The sequence below is a fragment of the Bacillus sp. RC240 genome (assembly GCF_044907945.1).
GTDB classification, from domain to species: domain Bacteria; phylum Bacillota; class Bacilli; order Bacillales; family Bacillaceae_G; genus Bacillus_A; species Bacillus_A mycoides.
In genome coordinates this window covers 920,552-945,604 of record NZ_JBIYCT010000001.1, presented here as the reverse complement: position 1 = coordinate 945,604, position 25,053 = coordinate 920,552, and the positions used below count along the sequence as shown (strand labels likewise).

Genomic DNA, 25,053 nt, shown 5'->3' with positions numbered 1-25,053 from the left:
GTTCTTATTAATCGTACTGTTATTATTACAAGCAATCTCCCCTTAATAGTCCCAATATACTTACTACTTTAGGTTGATAAATAATTATCAGACATTGAAAAAGGCATCTACATAAAATGTAGATGCCTAACTGTGATAAGGAGTGTTCTGTGAGGTTAGGATAAGCTTTTCTGCTTGTCCTATGCTATCAATATATGATTTATTTTGTAAAACGTGCATATCTAATAGAATTATTTTAACCATTTTATTTGATCAAATGGATAATATACCATTTTTACTTTACCTATTACATGTGACTCATTGATCAGTCCAAGTGTATTCCTACTATCCATACTATGATTACGATTATCACCTAGTACAAATAATTTATGCGAGGGAACTTTCATTTCTCTAAAGTTTGAAAAACGATTTGATACTTGTGACATATCTAACTGTATATACAACTCATCTCGCTTTTTACCGTTAATATATAACACATCGTTTCTTAATTGTACGTTATCCCCTGGTAATCCAATAATTCGCTTCACGTAGTATGTAGGCGAGTCTTCTTTTTTTATTATTACAACATCACCATGATGAAAAGAAGAAAAATAGATGCTAGCCTTATTAACTAGTATGCGATTATTCTCATTCAAAGTAGGTTGCATCGAAATTCCTTCTACAATACAAAATAAAAATAACTTATTAATAAAAATAATTCCTATTATAATTAAAATATAGCTACATATTTTTCTCCAATCTTTTAGAATCAATTGCTTCATATATACCTCATTTCTAAACTATTCGTATGTAAAAAACGTCTCTAGTTCATATAATTGCTAGAGACGTTTCGTATATTTTAATTCTCTTTAGAGTCATCTATTTTTGGTGCTTCGCCAGTTAATCGCTTATTTTTCAAATCAAAATAAGCATCTAAAACTTCTTTTCCAATATCAGAGTTAATACCTGATTTATCATTTATAACCCAGGGCACAACAACAGAAAATGCTACTTCTGGATCGTCATATGGCGCATATCCTGCTAACGTTAAATTATAACATTCTCTTCGCTCACCTTTTTCATTTCTTCCAATATCACTTTCTCCACCGTATACTGTCTGTGCTGTCCCTGTTTTTCCCGCTGGTTTATACGGTGCTTTTTGGAATGCCCTTACTCCAGTTCCATCACCTTCTTGGAATACTCTCCTAAATCCTTCCTTTACTTGATTTATATAATCCTCTTTCATATCTATTTTATTTAAAACGATTGGTTCTACTGAATGCACCACTTTACCAATCTCATCTTTTTGCGCGGTTTGCTCTCTAACCTCTTGAACAATTTGTGGCTTCATTCGATATCCACCGTTTGCGATTGTTGAAATATACTGTACAAGCTGAAGCGGTGTATACGTGTCATACTGACCAATTGAGTAGTCTAATAAGAAACCTGGCTGGTTATCTTTTTTACCAATTTGTCCAGCTGTTTCATTCGGTAAATCGATACCTGTTGGAACACCTAATCCAAATTGCCTGAAATAATACCTCATTTTATCAAAGTATTCCTGTTTAATATTTAATGAGCTATTTTTCACATAATCCACACCTGCAATTTTTAATGCTGTATTAAACATATAAACGTTTGAAGAAACTTGTAACGCTCTTAAATCGTCTATATTTCCAAACTCTTTCCAAGACTTCTTCTCCTTAGTTCCTTTAAACTTCATAGGCGCATCATAAAAATAAGTACCTGGTGTTATAGCTTTCGTTTCAAAACCAGTCAATATTGTCGCACCTTTAACAGTTGATCCAAGCTCATATGAACTTGTCATCGTACCTAAAGCATAATCTTCAACTTCTGTTTTCCCATCTTTTTCTACTAATTTTTTCCCTGCCATTGATAATACTTGACCATTTTTCGGATTTATCATTACAACGAAAGCACGGTCCAACATCGATTCTGAACCTTTATAGGCCTTTAATATTTTTTCTATGCTCTCTTCTACTTTTTTCTGTAATTCCATATCTATTGTTAAAGTTAAATTCTTGCCGCTTTTTCCTTCAGAAACTGTTTCAGTTCTAATTGTATTACCTTGTTTATCAGCAATACTTCTTACTTCTTTTTTCGTACCATGAAGCACATCTTCGTATTGCTGTTCGATGTAACTTTTCCCAACACGATCATTCCGGCTATACTCACGCACTAAATAATAATCTAATCGTTCACGTGGTAATCCTTCATTAGCATTCGAAACATTTCCAAGAACTGAACGGAATAAGCCATCATTTACATAGAGCCTTTCCCAATCAACTGATGCGTCTACACCTGGGAGATTTGCTAAATTTTCACTAATCACAGTATATTCCTTTTCACTAACATCTTTTTTAATAATTTGAGGTGCCATTTGATAACCTGAAGTCATTTTACTTTTAATAGCTAACACTTCTATATCTGTGGCTGTTAATTCTTGAAGATTTTTATCTGTGATGCGCTTTCTTTTTAACTCTTCTATTTTTTTGTCTAGATCTTTTCCATTAATATCCTTTTCCCTAAACGTATCTATTTCTTTTTTAGATACTAAGTTTTGAGTAACTTTTGGATTTAATTGCATCCAAAAATCTTTCTTATCAGTCTCGGTTAACTTATCAATATCTTCTTGCGGCATTTCAATTATTGCTGCAAGTTGTCTTGCGGTTTTTAACATTTCTTCCGCTTTTACACCTTTCACCTTTGTATATGTAATCGTACGTAAAGACTTATTGTCAACAACTGGATTACCTTCACGGTCATAAATTTTGCCCCGTGGTACTGTAAGATTAACAGTTGCATTCTCTCTTTTTTCTACTTCGTTTTTATATGTTTCTCCATCGAAAATTTGTACTTTGCCTAACTGGATTATAATTCCAGAAAATAATAAAAACACACAAAAGAATAAAATATTTAATCGTATAGGTAGTGCTCTACCACTCTTTTTCTCTTTCTTTTTCACCTTGTCATAATCTCCTCCTTACAACATTTCTAATAATTTTAAGCTTTCTATATTAAAAATAATGTACAATTTCCATACATTACTTTGTACGCATATTAATATAACGTTTAAAACTTAATAGAAATTAAAACAAACATAAAGAAAAGGTAAAGTTTACTAAATTAAATATAAAAATACCCAATAACAAAAGCTTAGCTTTGTTATTGGGTATTAAGTATTTTAGGAGTTAATATTAGAACGTATTGAAATACATCTATCATCACAATTTGATAGAGATTGTTTACTCTGAATTTTCGGCAAGTAAATAGTTACAGTTGTCCCGACGCCAACCTCACTCATTATACTTATTGTTCCTTGATGACCTTCAATTATTTTATAACTTAACATCAATCCAATACCGGTACCTTTTTCTTTCGTACTATAGAAAGGTTCACCTAATCTTTTAATTCTTTCTTCAGGTATTCCTATTCCTTCATCTATTACACTAATAATGACACCTTTTTTATGTATTTCTTTTATATGGATTGAAATTTTCCCGCCATCTAGCATTGCTTCGATTGAATTTTGCAAAATATTAATAAATACTTGTTTCAATTGATTTTCTGAGCATTCAATGATTATCTCTTTGGAATCTGTAAATAGTTCAACTTGAATATTTGTCATGATTGCTTTTGTATTAATTAACGATACGACATTTTTAAAAATTTGATAAATATTTTTCTTTTCTGTATTTATTTCATCAGTTTTAGCAATCGACAAAAACTCTTGGAGGATTGCTTCTATTCTTTCTATTTCGGAAAGCATAAGGTCAAAATATTTTTCTTGATCTTCTCTATTAATTTGGAATAACTGTATAAATCCTTTAATTACAGTTAATGGGTTTCTCACTTCATGAGCTACACCGGCTGCTAATTGACCAATTGCCGCAAGTGTATCTGATTTATTTAGCAATTCTTCTGCCTTTTTCCGCTCTGTGATATCGCGTACAATGATCATAATTTTATCTTGTAATAATGGTAAACATCTAGCTTCAAAGAAATCGATACTTCCATTAATTGTTAGAAAATATTCTACAATTACATTCTTTCCTTCTTCTTTCAATTGGCGAATTGCTTCTTGAAATTGCTGTGCTACTGAAGACGGTAATATTTCGTAAAATTTTTTTCCCATAAAAGCTTCTGCAGGTACGTAAAATTTTGTAGGGGATCCTGCTTTATAATCTATAATTGTCCCATCATCTTCTGTTAAAAAACATAAATCTGGTAAAGCTTTAAAAATTAATTCTAATTCAGACGTTTGTTGTTTTAATTGCTCTTCTATCGCTTTTAAATGTGTAATATCTACCCCAACAGCCCAGTAACTAAATCCTGTTACAGGAAACTGCTCTGATATATTGGACCACATTATCGTTTTAATTTCACCATTTTTACATGTTAAACTCATTTCCCAATCTCTAAAATTTTTTCCACGAGTCAAAAATTTATTTTGTATTTGATTGCGATAATTATGGTCAGGATACAGTAATTGAAGAGCGTTTGGATTCCCAATTATTTCTTCAGCAGTATAACCTGTTACAATCTCGCATTCTCGATTCCACAAAACAAAATCTCCATTATAGTCAAGCGCATCAACCATAACAGGCATGTTTTGTAAGATCGTATGTAGTTCTTCCTCTTTTCGAGAAAGTAACGATGTATTTTTACTTTGAACTGCTTTTTTCATCTCAGTTATAATGAGGTTAGAAAGCATTTCAAAATATTTTTGGCAATTGAAAATTTCGCTTCGTTTGGACCATACAACAAAAGATCCTAAATATTGATTGTATAAGAAAAGGGGGATTTCAATTTTGGGAAGTTTACATACTTTCATTTCATTAATTCCAAATGAAAATATAGATTCGTTTTCAGCATCAAGAAGTTGATGTGATATGTTGGTTAATTTATAAAATTGTTCTGCCATGGTTTCTATTGTACTCACATCAATAAGTTCCATTAGCCGCGCATTCATTCCTTTTTCACCTCGATATGTAAAATTTATACAAATTAAAAATTCATACTTCTTCATTATACGAAGAAAGTGCTCCTAGGTATATAGCTGTAGAATAATTATTCGAACAAATTCTATTTTTCAATTAAAAACAGAAAATAATATGGGAGTGTTACGTGCTGCTAACAGCACTATAAAAATACAATAAACATAAAGTTCACAAATTTTTCATAACTTTCATGAAAAATATAAACATTTATTCCAATATATTCTATATAATTAGGTGTAATAAGGCTTCTATGAATCACATAGAATACCTTACCCCTAATAAAAAGAAAAAAGAATCTATTTGGATTCTTTTTTTCTTTTTTTATTACATTACATATTTATATAAAGCATGTGCGACACCATGTTCTTCATTTGTTAACGTTTCGTATTGACACATCGCTTTTATTTCTTCAACTGCATTTCCCATTGCAATTGATATATTTGCTTTCTCCATCATAGAAACATCGTTTAAGCCATCACCTATTGCTACAGTGTTTTCAACTGGAATATTAAGATGTTCTGCTAAAGTATATAATCCATTTCCTTTTTGAGCATCTCGATGATTAATCTCTAAATTATGCCAATAGGAAGATGTAATAGCTAAATCTGTATTATGCAGAAACGTTTCTTTTAATTTTTTTAATTTCTCTATGTCATAAGAAAACGGTAAAAGTTTATGCACATGTATATCCATTTCTACAATTGGTTTACAACTTTCTGTAATATGAAATGCTGTATGCTCAAGGTATAATGCAGCAATCGTTTCTAACTCTTTCAAATCGAAATTCTCTTTTGCATTCCTCACATACTCGATTTCATTACGTACACTCTCTACTCCATAATCCGGTACATACACACCTTTATTAGTATAAAGCTGATAATACAAGCCATTCTCTTCAAGATATTCTACAATCTCAAGTGCCTGCATATTTTGAATTGGGTATCTCTTCATCATTTTTTTATCTTTATATATAAGTGCACCATTCTCCGCGATAATCGGACACTCCAAATCAACTTCTAACAATAGTCGTTCAATATCCACAATAGAACGTCCAGTACAAATTGCTACAACATGGCCAGCTTCTTGACATTTCCGAATTGCTTCTGCATTCTCTTTACTAATCATTTTATTCCCTGAAAGAAGAGTTCCATCTAGATCAATTGCGATTAATTTCATTATTTCTTCACCACTTTCTATAAATACACGAGTTTTTATTAAATAAAAGGTATCGTTTTCATACGAATCTCGTGAAGCACTCCTTATTTATAATTTATGAAAAGCGTTTCAGGTCAAGAAATAATTAAAAATAAAATCCAAAGCTGTTCTTTTTAAAGAAAAGCTTTGGATTTTAAGCTACGAATTATAACTAATATATTTTGTCTCACACATGTATACGTTTTTTTCTTCTGTTGGTATATATACTTTAAACTTTTCTAAACGTTTTCCGTATATATGAATAGTGATTACGCTTTTATTTCCGGATATTTCTAGAATATGACAATCAGCTGGTGGAATTACTTTATCTGTTTCGCCTTCTCCCAAATAAAGATTTCCTGTATGTGTTAAATAAGAAAGTGAATTTCCAAGTTGCTTCGTTTGAACAAAGTTCTGCACCATTATCCTTCCTGAAAAAACGCCTTCTACTCCCCATGTGCCATCATGATCATGTAATGGTGTAGATTGTCCATCTTTCCATACGAGAGCTAATACTTCAAAACGTTTTAACGGATCTTCATACAGTAAGTGTCGTGCATATTGAGCCGAATTCACCTTCTGTTTATCTAACGGAAGCCATGTTTTCTTTTCTAAAAGTTCTTCTAGTAATGTTTCAATTTCACACACGATTTGTTCTTCCAATAAATCACCATCTATTAAATCAGTTACAGCTTTAATAAATATTTGAAACGTTTTACTCCCATCGCACGTTAACATAAGCATTCTCCTCCACTCTTCTTTCACACACTTCCATACTAAATAGACCACTAAAAATTTACAATTGAGAAATAAAAAAACAAGGTACAGTAATTTTGTACCTTGCTGAACGTTTTACCTAGTTTTCAAAAGAATAGGTAAGTATTTTAATGTTTGTTCATTTTCTAATATACATTTTTCTAAATTGAACGATGGAGATAACTCTATTTTTTCAAAGGCATTTATAAAGGTAGTTAATGCAATCTCAGCTTCTAAACGTGCAAGTGGCGCCCCTAAGCAAAAATGAGGACCTTTACCAAAGGTTAAATGCTTTTCATTTCCTATTCTGTGTAAATTAAATTTAGAAGCTTGTAAGAACTTTTTCTCATCTAAATTTGCTGCACTAACCCACGCAACAATCATTTGATCCTTTTTCATAAAAGGTCCAAATATATTTGTGTCCGCAGTAATCCTCCTAGCTAATGTAATGGGAAAACGATAGCGTAAAACTTCCTCAATCGCTTTTGAAATTAACGTAGGTTCTTTTCTTAACTCTTTATATATTCCAGGTGAATCTACTAAAAAGCAATAAAAGCTGTTAATAATTAAATTTGTAGTTGTTTCATTACCTGCCGCTAATAAACCTAAAGAAAAAGTAACTATTTCTTCATCGGTTAATCTTTCGCCTTCATATTCAGCTCGTATTAAATCTGAAATAATATCGTCGGTTAAATGATATCTTTTCTCTTGGACAATTGGAAGAAGGTATGTTTTAAATTCATTTAACGCAATTCCTTTTTCTACATCCAAATCGTTAAATTTTTCTTTACTATACGGCATAAATAAAATATCAGACCATTCTTTAATTTTTTTACGATCCGTTGTTGGTACTCCTAATAAATCGGATATGACGGTAACAGGTAAAGCTACAGCAAACTCTTCAACGATATTAACCTCACTATATTTTCTGATATGTTGTACAAGTTCATTTGCGATAGCCTGTATTCGAGGTTTCCATTGTTCTAAACTTCTTGGAGTAAATGCTTTAGAAACAATAGAACGTACATTGCGATGTTCTGGTGGATCAGTAGAATTTATATTTATTCTAGTTTCTAAAGGTGGGATTGCGAATTGTCTTCGTTCCCTTCTACTGGAAAATAAGCGATAATCCGATAAAACTCGATTTACATCATCGTATAAAAAAACATTCCATACATCCTGCTCCTCATCATAATGAACCGGATGGTTATCCCTCATAAATTCATACCACTCATACGGATTCCACAATTCTTCTTTTGTTTTCAGCTTTGAAATTTCATGAACTAAAATCACATTTTCAGGCGAAGCCATAGTTCTTTCCTCCCTTTTCTTTTACAATAAAAGTCATAGGTCGGTAGTTCAAAGTTGTATAATCTAACATATGTTATTTTAACATATGTTAAAGGAGATTTTTCATTGGAGAACTTGAGAAATATATAAGGGGGATTTTTATGTACGTTGACATTTTATTACTAGCAGAATTAACGACTGGACCAAAACATGGATATGAAATAAAGAAAAATGTTCAAAATCGGTTAGGTGAGAATTTCGAATTAAATCATAATACACTGTATCCCGCTCTTCGGCGCTTCGAAAATATGGGCGCTATAACGAAAAAAATACATAAACAAGTCGGAAAGCCAAACCGAAATATGTACGACATAACTGAAACAGGAGAAGAAATTTTTTCTGAAATGTTAAGAGAGTTTCCCGAAAAGATTGCGACAAATAACGCTGAGTTCCTTGTGCGTATCGCACTATTTGAAAAACTTGATTACGAAGCTAGAAAAGAAATTTTAACAATACGCCAAGACGTACTACATAAACAACTTACTGCTATTCAATCTTTACATGTTAGCTCATCTTTTATTACAGAAGTCATTGAATTTAGTAAATCACGTATTGAACATGAATTGCTCTGGATTGCATCACTTATGAAGAAAATATGAAAAAATAAAAAGAAAAGTTAAAAACAATGAATGAAAATGAGATTTATTATCAATACTATAATTAATAAAAGGGCAACCACGATTTGGCTACCCTTCAAAAATTTATACTTCTGGATCAAAAGTTTTGCAATCTGTTTCTTCAGTTGTAGATGCATGTTTACCTTTATGACTTACTACATAAATTGCATCTGCACTACATTTATTGCCGTTAGCCCAAAATTTACAGTTGTTTACTTCACATAAAACGTCTTGTGCCATAGTATCACACCTCCTTGTTCTATTATCATTAACAAAATTCGGAGGTATGATACTCTTTGTCATGCATTTTTTATTACCTTTTTAACTTTCTTAATGGTTCAATATTTCCTTGTACAATAGCATCTATATTTTCGGTTATTTTTTCAATGTCAAAATGCCACCATTGAATTTGCAATAATTCTTCTATTATTGTATTTGTGAATCGTTCCTTTATTTTATTTGCAGGGTTTCCGCCAACAATTGTATATGGTGCGACATCTCTAGTCACAACAGATTTAGCTGCAATGATTGCACCATCCCCTATTTTTATTCCGGGCATAATAGTTGTATCCATACCAATCCAAACGTCATTTCCTATAACTGTATCACCTTTGTAAGGTAAATCAGACAAACTAGGTGTATACTTCTCCCACCCATTTCCAAATATATTAAATGGATATGCCGAAAATCCATCCATCCGGTGATTCGCTCCGTTCATAATAAAGGTAACTCCATTTGCAATACAACAAAAATTTCCAATGGTAAGCCTATCTCCAATAAATTCATAATGATATAATACTCGATTTTCAAATGTTTCTCCATCTTTCGCATCATAATAAGAATAGTCACCAACAAATATATTAGATTTCGTTATTGTATTTTTTATAAAATGAACGTTTTGATTTCCTTCAATAGGGTATTTAACATTTGGATTAGGATTCATGTTGCACAGCACTTCCTTTACCATTCATTTCACTTTCTACTGCTATTACTGGCTTTAAATTGTATATAGGTAAAATAAACAATAATCCAATTATAAATAGTAGAGCCGTTCCCTCATACATCGTACCTAATGAAAACATCTCCTTTAAGGAACCAGCTATACTCATCGTTACTACCATTGAACCGGTGAATAGTGGACTTAAAATGCCGTTCACGCGACCAATAAAATCGGTATCGCTATTTTGAATAATGAGCGTATTAATACCAATTTGGATACATGGAAGAGCTAAACCACTAAAAAGTTGTGCCGTAAGTGTCACCCATAAATTTGTGGAGTAGCCTATAATACCAATTCCAATTGCCTGACCGAGCATCCCTACAATTAACATCTTTTGGGGAGCAACGTTTTTCGCAAATACCATCGCTAAAGCCCCGCCAACAATCATTCCCGCACCATTTACTGTTAGTAACCATTGTAAACTCTCTTTTGATAACCCTAACTGCTCAGTCACAATAAAGATGCCTAGTGGCTGAATTAAACCTATACCTAGTCCAGCTGCCATAAAACAAAACCCTAGCAAAGTTAATGCTTTTTTCTTTTTTACATATTTAATACCATCCAGCATTTCCTGTAACAGCGTAATTTCTTTCTTCTCATTATCATTCTCAAGATCTTTCGGAAGAAATAACAACACAGCTGCTGCAAGTAAAAAAGCGATACCTGTTATGATGATTGAAATATAAATTCCAAAACTATGAAAAATAAATGTTCCAAGAATCGGTCCTAACACCATAAAAATCGCAAATATTGTTTGATATATAGACATCGCTAATTGAATTTGTTCCGTTGATAAATGCTGTTTAAACAACTTCATACCAGATGGTTGAGAAAACTGCGAAAGGATTGCAGAAATAAGCGTCACAAAAAACACGATTTTCCACGTTCCAAACATAAGAGTAATTAATACAGCGAATACGGAAATAGAACTTAACGTCTCACACCATATCATTGTCTTCTTTGGCTTCCACCTATCAGCAAAAGTTCCACCAATGAATGAGAAAATAAAAATGGGAGCAAATTCAGCAACCGAAATCATCGAAATGGCAAAAGCATCACCTTTCGTCATTTCCATAACATAAAGTAATATCGCAAAGTTACGAACCCAAATACCAACTTGTAAAAATAGTGCTGATGCTAGAATCCCTTGCACAAATCGATTTTTTAATACTTGTGATACCCCATGATTTTGTTTCGTTTCTGCAGTCGTCGACATAAAAAAGCCTCCTATTTCGTGTTCTGAACAGGAGGCAGCACAAATCATATGAAAAGACTATATATTCGCAGTGCGAAACACATCCCTTTTCTATACATGCACATACTAATCCTATTCAGAAGAATATTTCGTTTTTTAACGAAGATCTCTTACAAATAGAATTAGTTGATCATTGGGATGTTTTCACCCTTCCGTTTCGAATTTAAATAACACATACATACTCTATGTTAATCATTTGTCGTGTATGCATGTCTCAATATAACTATTCTAAAAAGACAATGGTAATTCCTCTAAAGAACGCATTAAATAATTACCTTGCCAATTAATTTTTTCACGCTCACCTTTTATTTGTAACGATGGCATCCGTTTAAACAAAGTAGTAATAGCAATCTTTGCTTCCAACCTAGCAAGTGGTGCTCCTAGGCAGAAATGACTACCGTGCCCAAAGGCAATATGACGGTTATTTTCTCGTGTAATATCGAATACTTCTGGTTTTTCAAATACGGTTTCATCACGGTTTGCTGAAGCTAATGAAATAATAACCATGTCTCCCTTTTGTATTGTTTGATCGTGGATTTGAAAAGGTTCAGCCGCCCATCTTGCAGTTGTAACCTCAACTGGAGAATAATAACGCAATCCTTCTTCAATTGCAGAATCAATTAATTTTGGATTATCTTTTAATAACTGTAATTGATTTGGATTTTCAAGAAGTGCTAATACCGTATTCGTAATTAAATTCACTGTTGTCTCATGTCCTGCTACGATTAGTAACATTATCATTGAATATAACTCTCGAGCACTAAGTTTATGCCCTTCATTTTCCGCAAGGATTAGCGCACTAACCAAATCTTCTTTTGGATCTTTTCGTTTTACATCAACTATATATTTAAGATATGTAATAAACTCAGATAGTTGTTTTTCGGTTTCTTTTATTTCTCCAGGTGTTTCTGGCGATGCAATGACAGCATGAGACCAAATTCTAAATTTCGCTTGATCCTCTTTTGGAATTCCAAGCATCTCACTTATTACAAGAATCGGTAATGGGAATGAATAATCATCCACAAGATTTAATGTACCTTTTCGCTCTATCTCATTTATTAAATCATCCGCTACTCTCTGAATTCTTCCGTCTAATTGTGAAATCATCTTTGGTGTAAAAGCTTTTTGAACTAAAGATCGTAAACGACTGTGGTTAGGTGGGTCCGAATTTAACATATGCGTTGTTAAATGATCACTATTGTCAACAGAAAGATACATGTTATTTGTATCTTGAGAAAACACATTTGCCATATCTTTTTTTAAACGATTATCTTTTAAAAGTGGCACAGCATCTTCATATCTTGTAATGAGCCATTCTTTACCGATTTCAACTTCATTTACAAATAATATAGGTTGCATTTTTCGTGACTCTTTATAAATTTCATATGCATCTTCTTTAAACTGAGCAGAAGCTAAATTAATGCCATCCTCTATTTTTCGGCCAACCTTATTTTTTATTGACATTACATTCCCTCACTCTCAATTATTTGTGTAAATCAACCTAACATTTGAATTATACTTCAATAAAAACTAGAAAATTGTAAATTTTTAATTAAAATCTTACTTCGTATATTGAAAAATAAAAAAGTGAGAGAGTAAAATTATTCTACTCTCTCACTTCCTATTATGCGAAGCACATAAAATTACTAATTTGTTGATATCGATAACTTACTTTACGACGACGACCACCTTGCCAAGTGTAGCCTGAAACCCCGCTTCTTCTTACCTCGGTTGGAAAGAACCATAAATCTCTTCCGAAAGGACCAGGTCGATGTAAACGTAAATAGCCCCATCTTCCTAAACAGTTACACATCCAAGATTTCATATTGCCTGCTTGTGCTGGAGAAGCAAATGTGGACGGTAACGACGGAGCTTGTGACGGTGGTGGTGATGTTGGAGCATCTTCCGCATCATCTGGTCTATAGTCTTCTTGTTCAATATCTCTCACTTCATTTGTAGATTCATAACCGTAGTTTTGTGGATTATAATACATCTCTTGATCATATGGATAGTTTTGTTGGTTATACATAATAACCCATCACCTTCTTTTCATTTGTTTCTTTTAACATTCATATGTGATACGCCATTCATAGGAAGCTTATGTATAGCCTAAATTCATCTAAAAAAAGCTCGTATTTTAAAAATACGAGCTTTTTTATAAACAAAACATATTTTTTATTTTATTAACTTCACACTATAAAAACGCATTTGATCTAACGAACCTTCATATTCAAATACTTCTTGCTTAATTAATTCTTTCAAGCGATATTCTAAAAACGTATCCCCAACCAATTGATCCGCAAGTCCAAGTGCTTCACCTATTACTCTCGGAGCTTTATGAAACTCTTTATCTGCTCCTACATTTTTCGCACACTCAATAATGAATTGATCAAAATAATCTTCTTGTACAGAATGCACTTCATCGTCTTTCCAAACTCTTAAAAACTCCGTGCTTTGCGATAATCTATCCCACTCATGTGCAAACTTCATTCGCTTCTCTTCAGTTAAATACGGAAATTCCACAAAACTTTTTTGGAAAAGAGCTAAACTTTCAGGAGATACTTCTCCAGTTCCACGGATATCATAATCTTGTTTTAATATTTCTCTACTCGCTTCAGAAGTATTCATAACACGAATATTTTTCTTATCTTTTAATTGCGCAATTGCAAAACAAAGCCCTACGTGCTCATGGGCATTATCCGCCTTCCAAACGGTAATCGGTGTTTCATTCGGAATTGAATGTAGCTCTTCTAAAGTCTCCTTAAATCTTGGTAAATACTCTTCTTCAAAATAACAATCATAAGAAGTTAAGTTATTTAATAACCACTGTGCCCTTGCTAATTGACCTTCATTCGTATGTAATTGATGTATGGGACCAATTGAAAAGAATTCAGAGTATGAAACAACACTCTCCTCGTGTAATCCTTCTTGTTTCAACATATATTTTAAACATCCGGCAGTTGAATCATCAAAGGCAATATGAATGTGTGTGCTTTCTTCTAAATTCTTTTCCTGAGTTGTATGACTCGTCAATTGCTTAGGGATACTCGTTAAATTTTTTATCATATCTTCGCTATAATTCCCGTCTAATACATCTAACTGTATTAGAATACTTTGAAGTAAATGTTTTGCTTCATCTTCATACATATCCTCTACAACATTTTTAATTTTATCTATCATATAAATCCCTCTATTCATTTCTAAAATAACGTAGATTATAGTGTATCATTTTAGCCCAGATGTTTAAAAGTCTTTTTAAAATCAAATCGTTTATTACACAGATTGCTGCAGCCATCTAAGTTTTTAACAAAAGCTTTCTCTATATTCCTCTCAATCTATAGATCTATAATATTTTTTTCTTCCTCCTTATTTATCTCCCAAAATCACATTAGTTGCTAAATAATTTTTAAACACTTTGTAAATCTGTTTATTTAAATGTATAATTATATGGAAAATAAAAAATACAGGAGCAATATTAATGGCGAAAGTACTTACTAATTATAAACATTATTTAAAAAATTGGAGATTTATATTTATTTGTATATTACCTGCTGTCGCTTTATTGTATACATTCGATGTCATCTTTGAACTACTGTGTCACCAAAATTTTTATTTGTCTAATTTAATTATTGCTATCATATTAATCTTAATATTTATTAACATTAAAGAAAACTATAATTGAAACGAAACCGTTGTGAAGATACATTTTTCATAAAAAATTAGAGCACCCTGCTATTGGATGCCCTAATGTGATTAGAGGTTTTTTCTGAGTATTTAGTAGGACACGAAGATCTTGTCCTATTACATACTATATGCTTGTACTTATTACATCGTGCACTGGAAAGCACAATGTCTAGATGCCAAATAGATACATACACATTGGAGTAACTAACACGCTAGAAAAGACCTTTCTATATCCATTCATTCTTAATAGCCTACATTATTACTAATAAAATTTTCTCATACTTTCATTGTACAATTGCTTTATTTATAAACAAAAAACATCCCCATGGATGTTTTTTATCTAATTACCTTTAAACTTCCATAAATTTAGCAGGTACACCAATTTTTTCAACTACAGAAGATATATTAGTAGGGTTAATCATTACATTTTCAATACAAACTAATTTATTTTCTAATAATCCATTCTCTGTAGTAATAAACTCTTCAAATCGTTCTAAAGTCATTGAGAATTTGTGCTCACTTCCACCATTCATACTGACTTTTACATACTTCATAGTGTCACCGCCTCTCTTAATTATCTATAATTCGCTAAAAATACGCTTACATCCTTTTATTAAAACGTGGATTTATCACTTTTATCACTTCCCACTACACGTTTGAAATGATTTTGAGAAAAAAGCTACTAAACACCACCTGTTCTTTTCATTAAAATTTCAATAGAATGTTTCTAGAATTATATATCTTTGGAAAAGATTATATAATAGTACTGATTAAATATTAGGAGTGTTATTAATGGTTGATATAATCCGACTCTTAATCATCATACTTATCGCATTTTTTTTATTTTCATCAATTATTATGGAGTTTAAAAAACCTCACAAAAGTATGTTTTGGTTCTCAATTGAAGTCTTGTTTCTGCTAGGAATCGTACTTTTAATGAAAGAATTTTTCATCAAACTTTCCGCATAAGCCCTTACCTTAAGTAAAACATAATATCCCATCAATAACGCAGGATAAATTATGATTGTTATTTTTTTCACTGAAGTTAATAATTTAACTTCCGATAGTTATCTTTTATTTATAACTACTTTATAAGCTTCTGCTAATTACTCTTTTTCGTATATTATCATGAAGACTAGAGCAAGCATGCCTTGTCATATATTAGATAAGGGATGTGATAACATTGGGTAACGATAACAATCAATTTATTTTTCATGTAGTACAAAGTTCGGCAATTAAAAGATTTATAATTATCGATATAATTGCTGGAACAGGAATTTATTGGACCGTAAATTTCATTTCTTCAAATGCATTACTCGCAATTATTAGTTGTTTTTTGGGGACAAAAAAAATGAAAAAAATGCATCATTCATAGAGCAATAACTAAATCCCAATTCATTTCTTTCAAATTTGTTGCCTTTACTCTTCTTGAAGTGGGAAAGCAATTTTTCACAGTTGGCTAATTCATCCAACTTTCTGGCAGACAATACTTTTGATTGTCTGCTTTTTGTATGAGATTTTTCGTTTGACATATACTACTTTTGAACCTGTATACCAATACAAGCCATTTTGATGTTTGGGATTTCCCTTCCTGGGATAAGTATTTTTGAACTTATCCCTTTTTTGTATAGGCATGTATATTTGGGATAAAACTAATTACAAGCAGACTTTCTGTTTATTCGTAGTTCTTAACCAAAAGACTTTTCTCCTTTAAAGGACAGTAGGTACGACTGCTTGTCCTTTTTTATTAATATTTCACACACCATTTTTTGCCCCCTTCTAAGCATTCTATTACAGCTCCCAAATAGCCAATGTTTATAGTCATACAAAATAAGCAGTTGCTGATACTTTCCTTTTTAAGTTACACAACACAATAAAAATGTGTAACTATAGATTTGAATCCATGTCCCTCCTATCTCAAAAGCTCTCCTAAGTAGCTAAAAAAAAACACCTTAAGTGGGTGTCCTTTTTTCTTTATGTAAGAGAACATACAGATAACATTAATCCTCCAAATGTCACTGTTCCTAGTAACCCTAATACAACTCCTATTAAACAAACACAATCAGCAAGACAAATTGAAGATTGCGATAATGGAACAAATGACCTACTTGTGCTCGATCCATAATGTTTTATTTTCTCATAATTTATATCCAACATTACATGTAGACATGATACACAACCCTCAATAGTTTGAAGAGATTCATTTTCTAACCGCTCCAATAACTTGTTATTTAAAGCAAATGGAAGAGGGTACTGCTTATCTAATTTCATATTTTGATAAATTAATTGTAAACGAGATAGCATACTATTTTTCTTTTTTTCAGATGCAGCCGTACATTTTATATTATTAAATTCATTTAATAACAGCGTCAATTCATCTCTATTGCCGTATAAATCCCTAGCTATTCTTCTCTTTAGTTTGTACGAATGGATAATAGATTTAATTTCAATCATTTAATTACACTTCCTAATTAAATATTATTTCCCCTTATATATAAAAAATACTTTTAAATCCTATTAACAATACACTCAAACATCTTAATTTACTATCAATTATCATTACATTAACCTTACATAGTTGTAATAATTTCTTTAGTTACGTACCAACTAGAAGCAGTCCATCCTCATAATTAATATTGTGTATATCACTATAGAAAATGAAATCATTAATAAAAATAACTTGACTTTATTTGCTTAATTAACCCTTCTCTTTACTTTGTAATAAAGTATTAAAATATTGCTGGTTATATATTACCGCTGGATGATTAGGTATATAATTTGCTGCTAATTCATTATACTGTAACGCCTTTTCATAGTTTCCTAAATGGCTGTAGCACAAGCTTATATGGAAATATGGAACCCAATTGTAACTTGCGGGGTTATAAAGTATCGCCTCGTTAGGATATGTAATTTTCGTGGCTGCTAAATACCAACGAATTGCTTCTTTATATTTTTTTGTTCCATCATGACATGCCCTATCCCAACACAAATTTCCCCTCTTGGATTCCCGTATTGAAAAGCCCTTGTAAAAGTTTCTAATGCTTTATCCCACTTTTGAAGTTGCATATAACAATACGCTAAGTTTCCGCACACATAAACATTTCCTTCTCCCCATTTTTCTTTACTATCTAATACTTTTTTATAAAATTGAATTGCCTGATCATACTTTTGCTGAAACATACATTCATTCGCATAATTGAACCAATCTGTAAGTGTAACTTCTTCTGTCTCAATTATGGATTGGAGAATTTTAAAATTCTGATCAATTCTTGGCTTTTCTTTACAATGAGTAATAGTTATATCCGTGTGCAACACATTTCCTTCAACTTGTATAAATTCGTGCACTTTGTTAATCCATTGAAAATTTCTTGAGCGATTAACAAGCCTATAACGTGTTGTAATATACATTAGCTCCATACTTAATCCAGTATTCAAATGATAAAACATTAATACAGCGTCAATATCATTATTCATTTCTTGTTTTAAATTTAAAAATTTCTGCTGATCCTTTTCAAATAAAACATCATCAGCATCCAACCATAAAATATAATCTTTTTTCGCTTTAGAAAATGAAAAATTTCTGGCCGCCGCAAAATTATCATTCCACTTATAATCATAAATATTAGGTGTATACTTTCGAACAATATCTTTAGTTCTATCTGTAGATCCAGTATCTACAATAACTATTTCATCAACTATGTGTTTTACTGAATCTAGACACCTTGCGATAACTTGCTCTTCATCTTTTACAATCATGCATAAACTAATTGTTATTTCGGTCAAGATAATCCCTCCTCCTAATGTATTATATGATTGAAAAAGAAATTATCTTCACAAATACATACCTCAAGATATACATGAAGTTATTATTTAATTGACTAATACTTCTAAAACTGTGCATACGCTATAATGTGTCACACTCTTTTGCAATAAAATGCAATCATACAAAATAAGCGGTTTCTGATTACACAGAAACCGCTTATCCGACATACGTATATTTATATTTTTTAAATTCACTATACAATTACCTTTTATATGTTCACGTTATTATTGCTAATAAGAAGGATAAAGATAAAAATGCACAAAGTGGTACATATAAAACAGTATCCATTCTAGCAAACTGCGTATCTTTTTTTCGTTTAAATATACCAAAATAATGAAACTCACCAATTACTCTTATGAAAAAACAACCATACAAACCCAGGGTCCTATTTGAACAAAAACATTGGGAACTGCGAAATGAACAATATTTTCTTGTTGTAATAAAATCATTGCTGCCATACTTAACGATAATGCAATGAACAATGTCATTCCTGCACCTGGTGTAAACGCCTTTTCTCCAGCTTTAGTTGGAATGAAACTATTTGTCGCCCACTTACCTCCGAAAGCCCAATAAACATGTGAAAAACTAACTAAGAATAATATGCAAACAGAAATATATGTAATAATAAGCATTTTGTCCTCCCATTATTTTACTTAAATCCTTACCTTTAAAATATGCTATGAATACTTCATACGCAACCTATATTTAATTACATAAAAACCCCTTAGTGATTTATCAATTTTACGATAAATCATTAAGGGGTTAGTGGAATTTATTATGCATTATACCTATTTTTTCGACGTTCCATCCTAGTTTGACCTTGAACAGTACTTTCTTTATATTGATCTATTTGCTCTGCCATTTCATATGTTACAACTGGTTCTTCGTTATTACGCTCATGCATTGTTTCTGGCCTTTTACGTTTAGAACCTTTTCCACCAAACTTAAATAATTTTATCTTAAATTTCGGTAATCTTGGAAAGCGGATCTTAAATGATAGCCTTTTACGTTTCTTTTTTTGTTTAAATAAATTAGTATTTTCTTTATTAGTGTCTTTCTCTTTACCGTGTAATAACATCGCAAGTAATCCACCTAATATAAGTCCTCCAACTAAAAGGAGAATATATAAATAATGGCTTGTCATTAAATTCATCATACGCTCAAGTATGACTAACGACTGCACTTCTTTTATATCCCATAGTAACGCGGCCCATAATGAGAATAAGCCCAAAGTAAGCCCGTATGTACGAAACCGGAATAAACACGGAATTAACGCAATGCAAGCGGCGATTTTCGCGTTCGCTATTATTGAATTTATTGAAATATCCTGATTCCAAATAACTAACAGTAGTGTTATAAATGGTGCATAGGCTATCCAGCTACATATACGTGAATATATCTTTTTCGCAAAGTAACTACCGAAACTAGTAAAAAATAAAAGTCCTCCAATATATAAAGATTGTTCAAGAGGGATTTGCTTTAACATTCCTGCAATTGGAAAGAGGCCGCTCAGTAGCATTAATAATACATCTAATTTCTTCACAATTCCCCATTCCTTTCAAATTTTCTTTTCAATTAATAAAAATCGCTTTTCCATATGATGTAGTTTTTGTATTTCTAAAAAACATCTTAATCCTGTATGTAAATAAAGTAAATATGAAACCGAAAATATACATGACAAATCATATCTATATTTACAATGAAAAATGACAAATCCTGCTCATTATTACTAGCAGGATTTGTACACTATTATTTATATTAATATCAATGTATCTTCTTTTTCTAAAATTATTACATCTTCATCTAATTCGTCATTGAATTCTTTAAACTCCCTTGAATCAATATCGGTAGTATAATTTTTAATTAATTTAGCCATATGCATTACATGCGTATTATGAATATTTTGTTCTGAGAGCAAGGTTGATTTACAGCACATGTAATGTATCATTTTGGCGATTTCTTCTCTCTCTTCAGATTTTACACCAAGCGGGATAACTTCGAGTATGTACTGATGTACTATCTCATTACAATCTAATTCGTATGCAGCCGTGCTATAGTAAATTCCCATTTGATCTACAAATAATCTCGTTTCATTCATAACATGTTCTTGGTCTCTAACAATATAGTTCGGTACATCTGAGTTAGTATTAATTCTAATTATGTTTATATCCTCTTTTAAATTTGAGATTATTTCAGGTGAAACCCCAATATTAACGCTTTTATTTTGCAATTCCTCTATCCAATATTTCCTCATATTGGCATCTACAATAAAATAAACTTCTTTATTTTGTTTATGTGCATCTTGTGAAATTTCAACTAATGTTTCTGACATAAATTGTTTAAAACTGACTCCTATATCATTCCTTTTTGATGGTTGTGGTAAAAACACTTTATTATTACCTATATTTAATAAAGTATGATCAATTGTGCCCCATTCTTCTTGACCATATAATTTATATAATATTTCTCTCCCATTTATTTTTGAAAAAATAGGTAAGAAATCATATTTAGACATTTTCTCAATTGATAAATTTACAATTATCCCCGGTAATTTTATCTTATTCCAACTACACTTTAAGAACCCCTTTTGTTCTAACAAACTAAGAATGGCATTAATAATTTCTTTTTTAGATACACTTTGTCCAATAAATAAATTAATAAATGCTGAAATACGTTCCGTTTGAGCGAATCCTTCCCGAATAATTTGCTTTGGATTAATTTTTTCGCGACCATCACAATTTTTTATTGCAATTAATGCTAATTTCATTTCATTTTGCTCACCTGCCGTAGCATGTACAGCTTTTACGACATCGTCTACTAGTTTCTTTTTGTTTTTATGACTATATTGCATTCTATATGGATTTTGTAACAATTTCCCAATGTTATATCTTACTATTTTTAACAACACCGGATTGTCTGCATTTAATACATAGGAGGAATCTCCGTTTTGAGCTAAAACTATTTTGCTATCTAATAACGCTTGTTCTATCTCTATTACTATATCATCTGACCATACTTCTAACGTAATTGTGTCTAATCCCTTTGGTGCAAATAAAGGTAATAACTCATTCTCATTATTAGTTAATACTTTTTTACCCTCTGGAAGTAATGTGAAGTATGGGAATATTCGTTGGAATTCATTAAAAAGTTCCTCTTTTTCTCTTACTTTTATACCAAATTTTATTTTTGTTCCTTGAACTTTATATATATTTTCGTTATATGGAAGAAGTACTCTTACATTAGTTCCTCTAATATACTCTTTCGGACATTGGAGAATGTTCTCTAATTTAACTTCTCCCCCTATCCTATAATCATCTTTTAAATTTCTAAAACGTTTAATCCACTTTATTCCTTTTACAGCTTGTTGTACTTTTAACTTTACAAATCTTTGCTTTTTATTATTTGATTCAAATTCAGGAGTTGAAATCAGTATTTGGCTCCGCTTTCGCCCTAAAAGTATAGGGATATCTTTATGATTATATTGTTGATAAAACCTCCTAATCCCTACAGATACTTTTAATAGCGGAATATTCTCACCTCCACGAGTTACGTATTCAAACCGATATACATAAGAGAAATAATCATGTGTTTCTTCATCTTTAATTGGCTCAGACATCGCTTCAGAAACATGTTGTGATCGCAGTGGTGAAAAATATATTTCTTCCTCATTTTTATTTTCCATACGTAAAGGCTGTTCGCAAAAAATATGAGTAATTAGAGCTGGTACCCATTTAGAAAACGTTTTTTTATCATGTAATACTGGTAAATTACTAATTAAATCATGCTGCCATTCTAAATGTGGTGGATCTATTAATTTATTCGGTTTCCAATCACGAATAACCTCATACCAGCTTTGGAAAATATAGTCTAACTGTTCTTGTCTCATTGGTTCCTTAGCCACAATCCAAGGTGTATCTTCCTTTAATATATATGGATTATGCTGAATGAATAATATATCAGAAAACATTTCATACAATCTTTCATTTACAAGTTTTAATTTGCTCGTTAATAAAAATGTTCTATAATGTATCTCTACAATCTCAAGCCATTCAATAGGAAAATAAATATACGATACTTTCTCATTATAGAGGGGTTCTACTATATTTTTAAATGCTAATAACTGTAATTTTTCCATATTATTAATACTTCCTCTCTTAATTTATATTGATCATGAATAATACTAGAAAAGATACCAATTTTTTAAGCATTAACGAATCAAATTTTAACCAAGCACATTAAAGGAAATAGCTAAATTACATTTAGTTATATAAATAAAACATTATTAAAATCAAATTAATATAAAATACCTATTAACATATAACTACCTCCTTATGGGACTTTATATTATAAAATCATTATAATAAATTATTATATTTTTTATCTATGATTTACAAAAAAATTACAGAAACTAAATATAATAAAAGGTATCGCCTCTTTATATAGCGATACCTTTTATATACTCTTATTTAAATAACACCTTTAACTTCTTCATTCATCGGCCATTTTTCTAATGTATATGCCATTTCCCAAAATGAATATTCATATTGACTACTAAAAATAAAATGTTGTCTCATACGATTACGGTCTGCCTCTGTTACCTTTTCAGCGATCATATCTAATCGTGTGATTTGCTCTTCTACTAGAGTACGGAACCAATCAGACCCATATGCAGAAATCCATTCTTGATAAATTGGCTCTTCTGGTTGACATTCTTTTAATCGTTCACCGATTTCATAATATAACCAATAACAAGGTAAAATAGCCGCAATAATATCTCCTAAATGCCCTTCATAAGCTGCACGATACATATGAGATGTATATGCATATGCAGTTGGCGCAGGAATAAAATTATCTTTTTCTTCTTTTGTAATCCCTAATTTTTTTGCGAAATTCTCATGTAATGATAACTCAGCTTCATACGTATTTTGTGCATGGTGTGCCATACGAGCTGTCGTTTCTAATTCAAGAGCCTTTGCAGCACCTAACGTTTGTACTCTAGCAAAATGACTCAAATAATAAGAATCTTGAAGCACATAATATCGAAAACTAGCTAAATCTAATGTTCCTTCGCCTAGTTTTTTTACAAAAGGATGGTTAAAACTTGCTTCCCAAATTGAATCTACTTCTTTACGTAATGATTGTGAAAAAGTCATTTAAATCCCTCCAAATAATGTAAAAAATATACGTATTTATCCACAATTATTAAAGCTGTAAAATAAAAAAACTTTCTTTACAGGCGTAAAGAAAGTGAAATTGACAGTATATATTCGTTAAATAGCAACGTCTTTCCCACTTCCCTACGCTGGCATTAACCAGATCAGGTACTAAGAGTCTCAAAATTTCATCTGATCTCAGCCTATAAAAGGCCCCCCTAGTGGATAAATATTTAGTTGTCGTATTGTAATTATCATAGCATAATTCATGGAACTGTCAAAAGAATTAATTATATAACTACCTTAAAAACCTTCTTCTTTCCTTACTTTTAATGAAGTTTCAATTATCATATCTAATAGTTTGCTATAATTAATTCCCGCTGCTTCCGCACTTTTTGGTAGTAAACTTGATTGTGTCATCCCTGGTAATGTATTAACTTCCATTACATATGGAAGTCCTTCCTTCACCATCATATCAACCCTTGCATAAACACTACATTTTAATGCTTTATAACAAGCCAGTGACGCTTTATTTACACGTTCCTTTATTTCAGCTGGAAGTTCAATAACTTCTTCAACTGTACTAGTATCATCATATTTTGCATTATAGTCAAAGAACACAGCAGCATGTCGAATCGAAATGATAGGTAACTGTTGCCCATCAAAAATTGAACATGTAATCTCGTCACCTTTTATATACTTCTCAATTACTACTTCAGAATCCCATTCGAATACAGTTTCCAGCATAGAGATTAATTCATTTTTATCATAGACAATCTTAACTCCAACACTTGAGCCGCCAGAGTTTGGTTTTACCACTAACGGAAATCCTAATTTATCTAACTCCTCAAACTTTAGATCCTCCATTTTTGTAAGTTCAATCCAATCTGGTGTTTCTACTCCTTCATAACGCAAAATCTTTTTCGAAATATTTTTGTCCATACATATACCGCTAGATAACATATTGCTACCGCTATAAGGAATACCTAAACTCTCTAGCGTCCCTTGAACTGTACCATCTTCTCCGTACTTTCCGTGTAATGCTAGCAATGCAAAATCAATGTCTTTCGCTTTTTCAATTAAATCCATTTTTTCATTTAACGTAATTGGAACGATTTCATATTTACTCTTATCTAAATGTGCAATCATTTCATTCCCAGTCATAATTGATACTTGTTTTTCAGAGGATACTCCTCCCATAATAACGCCAATTCTCATTTT

The 25,053-nt window shown here is 31.4% G+C and carries 21 protein-coding genes, 2 pseudogenes and 1 riboswitch; of the genes and pseudogenes, 3 read left to right on the top strand and 20 right to left on the bottom strand.

Features of this window, described 5'->3' with window-relative positions:
- Positions 1–230 precede the first annotated feature (230 nt).
- From lepB to ABH955_RS04960, 6 genes are all read right to left on the bottom strand, one after another.
- Positions 231–761 (bottom strand): signal peptidase I, encoded by a 531-nt coding sequence (gene lepB, locus ABH955_RS04985; protein ID WP_404453706.1) that lies wholly within the window; start codon positions 759–761, stop codon positions 231–233.
- Between the two features lie 77 nt (positions 762–838).
- Positions 839–2,965, bottom strand: coding sequence for a peptidoglycan D,D-transpeptidase FtsI family protein (locus ABH955_RS04980; protein ID WP_404490929.1), 2,127 nt, complete (start codon positions 2,963–2,965; stop codon positions 839–841).
- Between the two features lie 219 nt (positions 2,966–3,184).
- The gene (locus ABH955_RS04975; protein WP_404447684.1) at positions 3,185–4,972 is read right to left on the bottom strand and encodes an ATP-binding protein; all 1,788 of its coding nucleotides are present in this window, start codon (positions 4,970–4,972) and stop codon (positions 3,185–3,187) included.
- Between the two features lie 352 nt (positions 4,973–5,324).
- Positions 5,325–6,176 (bottom strand): Cof-type HAD-IIB family hydrolase, encoded by an 852-nt coding sequence (locus ABH955_RS04970; RefSeq protein ID WP_404490928.1) that lies wholly within the window; start codon positions 6,174–6,176, stop codon positions 5,325–5,327.
- 177 nt (positions 6,177–6,353) lie between these two features.
- The gene (locus ABH955_RS04965; RefSeq protein WP_404490927.1) at positions 6,354–6,932 is read right to left on the bottom strand and encodes a cysteine dioxygenase family protein; all 579 of its coding nucleotides are present in this window, start codon (positions 6,930–6,932) and stop codon (positions 6,354–6,356) included.
- A gap of 114 nt (positions 6,933–7,046) precedes the next feature.
- Positions 7,047–8,261 carry a cytochrome P450 gene (locus tag ABH955_RS04960; protein ID WP_404447680.1) on the bottom strand — a complete coding sequence of 405 codons (1,215 nt, stop codon included), beginning with the start codon at positions 8,259–8,261 and terminating at the stop codon, positions 7,047–7,049.
- Between the two features lie 140 nt (positions 8,262–8,401).
- Between ABH955_RS04960 and ABH955_RS04955 the strand changes: the two genes are divergently transcribed.
- Positions 8,402–8,899 (top strand): PadR family transcriptional regulator, encoded by a 498-nt coding sequence (locus tag ABH955_RS04955; RefSeq protein ID WP_088033681.1) that lies wholly within the window; start codon positions 8,402–8,404, stop codon positions 8,897–8,899.
- Positions 8,900–9,001: 102 nt separating this feature from the next.
- On the opposite strand, the gene ABH955_RS04950 is transcribed toward ABH955_RS04955, so the two are convergent.
- From ABH955_RS04950 to ABH955_RS04925, 6 genes are all read right to left on the bottom strand, one after another.
- Positions 9,002–9,157, bottom strand: a complete 156-nt coding sequence (locus ABH955_RS04950) for a DUF1540 domain-containing protein (protein WP_000046089.1) — start codon at positions 9,155–9,157, stop codon at positions 9,002–9,004.
- A gap of 73 nt (positions 9,158–9,230) precedes the next feature.
- On the bottom strand, positions 9,231–9,860 hold the full coding sequence (locus tag ABH955_RS04945) for a Vat family streptogramin A O-acetyltransferase (protein ID WP_404447676.1): 630 nt from the start codon (positions 9,858–9,860) through the stop codon (positions 9,231–9,233).
- Complete coding sequence (locus tag ABH955_RS04940; RefSeq protein ID WP_002127654.1) at positions 9,850–11,133, bottom strand: MFS transporter; 1,284 nt, start codon at positions 11,131–11,133, stop codon at positions 9,850–9,852. Before ABH955_RS04940 ends, ABH955_RS04945 begins: the two co-directional genes overlap by 11 nt.
- A 267-nt stretch (positions 11,134–11,400) precedes the next feature.
- Entirely contained in the window at positions 11,401–12,636 is a 1,236-nt protein-coding gene (locus ABH955_RS04935; protein ID WP_404490926.1) for a cytochrome P450 family protein, read from the bottom strand.
- Between the two features lie 160 nt (positions 12,637–12,796).
- Positions 12,797–13,201, bottom strand: a complete 405-nt coding sequence (locus tag ABH955_RS04930; protein ID WP_002032464.1) for a hypothetical protein — start codon at positions 13,199–13,201, stop codon at positions 12,797–12,799.
- A gap of 146 nt (positions 13,202–13,347) precedes the next feature.
- Positions 13,348–14,352, bottom strand: coding sequence for a DUF1835 domain-containing protein (locus ABH955_RS04925; protein ID WP_404447666.1), 1,005 nt, complete (start codon positions 14,350–14,352; stop codon positions 13,348–13,350).
- A 298-nt stretch (positions 14,353–14,650) separates the two neighbouring features.
- On the opposite strand from ABH955_RS04925, the gene ABH955_RS04920 reads away from it, so the two are divergent.
- Entirely contained in the window at positions 14,651–14,854 is a 204-nt protein-coding gene (locus ABH955_RS04920; RefSeq protein WP_002142003.1) for a hypothetical protein, read from the top strand.
- A gap of 352 nt (positions 14,855–15,206) precedes the next feature.
- Here the strand turns inward: ABH955_RS04920 and ABH955_RS04915 are convergent, their stop codons facing one another.
- Entirely contained in the window at positions 15,207–15,410 is a 204-nt protein-coding gene (locus ABH955_RS04915; RefSeq protein ID WP_002085220.1) for a hypothetical protein, read from the bottom strand.
- Positions 15,411–16,039: 629 nt separating this feature from the next.
- Here ABH955_RS04915 and ABH955_RS04910 point away from each other — a divergent pair.
- Positions 16,040–16,231: a hypothetical protein gene (locus ABH955_RS04910; protein WP_002070042.1), complete on the top strand. Its 192-nt coding sequence runs from the start codon at positions 16,040–16,042 to the stop codon at positions 16,229–16,231.
- A 599-nt stretch (positions 16,232–16,830) separates the two neighbouring features.
- Here ABH955_RS04910 and ABH955_RS04905 read toward each other — a convergent pair.
- The 7 genes and pseudogenes from ABH955_RS04905 to ddlB form a co-directional block, all read right to left on the bottom strand.
- Positions 16,831–17,310, bottom strand: coding sequence for a homoserine dehydrogenase (locus tag ABH955_RS04905; RefSeq protein WP_404453690.1), 480 nt, complete (start codon positions 17,308–17,310; stop codon positions 16,831–16,833).
- Positions 17,311–17,554: 244 nt separating this feature from the next.
- Positions 17,555–18,612: pseudogene (locus tag ABH955_RS04900) on the bottom strand (glycosyltransferase).
- Between the two features lie 364 nt (positions 18,613–18,976).
- Positions 18,977–19,311 (bottom strand): annotated as a pseudogene (locus ABH955_RS04895) (DUF3995 domain-containing protein); the annotation flags it as partial.
- Between the two features lie 143 nt (positions 19,312–19,454).
- Positions 19,455–20,222, bottom strand: a complete 768-nt coding sequence (locus tag ABH955_RS04890; protein WP_404490925.1) for a DUF3959 family protein — start codon at positions 20,220–20,222, stop codon at positions 19,455–19,457.
- Between the two features lie 210 nt (positions 20,223–20,432).
- Positions 20,433–22,814, bottom strand: coding sequence for a pPIWI_RE module domain-containing protein (locus tag ABH955_RS04885; RefSeq protein WP_404490924.1), 2,382 nt, complete (start codon positions 22,812–22,814; stop codon positions 20,433–20,435).
- A gap of 331 nt (positions 22,815–23,145) precedes the next feature.
- Positions 23,146–23,832: a thiaminase II gene (gene tenA / locus ABH955_RS04880; protein ID WP_002136637.1), complete on the bottom strand. Its 687-nt coding sequence runs from the start codon at positions 23,830–23,832 to the stop codon at positions 23,146–23,148.
- A gap of 124 nt (positions 23,833–23,956) precedes the next feature.
- Positions 23,957–24,062: riboswitch (TPP riboswitch) on the bottom strand.
- Positions 24,063–24,135: 73 nt separating this feature from the next.
- Positions 24,136–25,050, bottom strand: coding sequence for a D-alanine--D-alanine ligase (gene ddlB, locus ABH955_RS04875; protein WP_113936551.1), 915 nt, complete (start codon positions 25,048–25,050; stop codon positions 24,136–24,138).
- Positions 25,051–25,053: the final 3 nt, after the last annotated feature.

What these genes read in the sequence shown, in the direction of transcription:
- ABH955_RS04935 (WP_404490926.1), bottom strand. Translation starts at nt 12,636, where the DNA reads ATGTCAATAAAAAATAAGGTTGGCCGAAAAATAGAGGATGGCATTAAT.
- tenA (WP_002136637.1), bottom strand. Translation starts at nt 23,832, where the DNA reads ATGACTTTTTCACAATCATTACGTAAAGAAGTAGATTCAATTTGGGAA.
- lepB (WP_404453706.1), bottom strand. Translation starts at nt 761, where the DNA reads ATGAAGCAATTGATTCTAAAAGATTGGAGAAAAATATGTAGCTATATT.
- ABH955_RS04940 (WP_002127654.1), bottom strand. Translation starts at nt 11,133, where the DNA reads ATGTCGACGACTGCAGAAACGAAACAAAATCATGGGGTATCACAAGTA.
- ABH955_RS04925 (WP_404447666.1), bottom strand. Translation starts at nt 14,352, where the DNA reads ATGATAGATAAAATTAAAAATGTTGTAGAGGATATGTATGAAGATGAA.
- ABH955_RS04885 (WP_404490924.1), bottom strand. Translation starts at nt 22,814, where the DNA reads ATGGAAAAATTACAGTTATTAGCATTTAAAAATATAGTAGAACCCCTC.
- ABH955_RS04920 (WP_002142003.1), top strand. Translation starts at nt 14,651, where the DNA reads ATGGCGAAAGTACTTACTAATTATAAACATTATTTAAAAAATTGGAGA.
- ABH955_RS04970 (WP_404490928.1), bottom strand. Translation starts at nt 6,176, where the DNA reads ATGAAATTAATCGCAATTGATCTAGATGGAACTCTTCTTTCAGGGAAT.
- ABH955_RS04950 (WP_000046089.1), bottom strand. Translation starts at nt 9,157, where the DNA reads ATGGCACAAGACGTTTTATGTGAAGTAAACAACTGTAAATTTTGGGCT.
- ABH955_RS04905 (WP_404453690.1), bottom strand. Translation starts at nt 17,310, where the DNA reads ATGATTGAAATTAAATCTATTATCCATTCGTACAAACTAAAGAGAAGA.
- ABH955_RS04930 (WP_002032464.1), bottom strand. Translation starts at nt 13,201, where the DNA reads ATGTATAACCAACAAAACTATCCATATGATCAAGAGATGTATTATAAT.
- ABH955_RS04945 (WP_404447676.1), bottom strand. Translation starts at nt 9,860, where the DNA reads ATGAATCCTAATCCAAATGTTAAATACCCTATTGAAGGAAATCAAAAC.
- ddlB (WP_113936551.1), bottom strand. Translation starts at nt 25,050, where the DNA reads ATGAGAATTGGCGTTATTATGGGAGGAGTATCCTCTGAAAAACAAGTA.
- ABH955_RS04915 (WP_002085220.1), bottom strand. Translation starts at nt 15,410, where the DNA reads ATGAAGTATGTAAAAGTCAGTATGAATGGTGGAAGTGAGCACAAATTC.
- ABH955_RS04975 (WP_404447684.1), bottom strand. Translation starts at nt 4,972, where the DNA reads ATGAATGCGCGGCTAATGGAACTTATTGATGTGAGTACAATAGAAACC.
- ABH955_RS04965 (WP_404490927.1), bottom strand. Translation starts at nt 6,932, where the DNA reads ATGTTAACGTGCGATGGGAGTAAAACGTTTCAAATATTTATTAAAGCT.
- ABH955_RS04960 (WP_404447680.1), bottom strand. Translation starts at nt 8,261, where the DNA reads ATGGCTTCGCCTGAAAATGTGATTTTAGTTCATGAAATTTCAAAGCTG.
- ABH955_RS04955 (WP_088033681.1), top strand. Translation starts at nt 8,402, where the DNA reads ATGTACGTTGACATTTTATTACTAGCAGAATTAACGACTGGACCAAAA.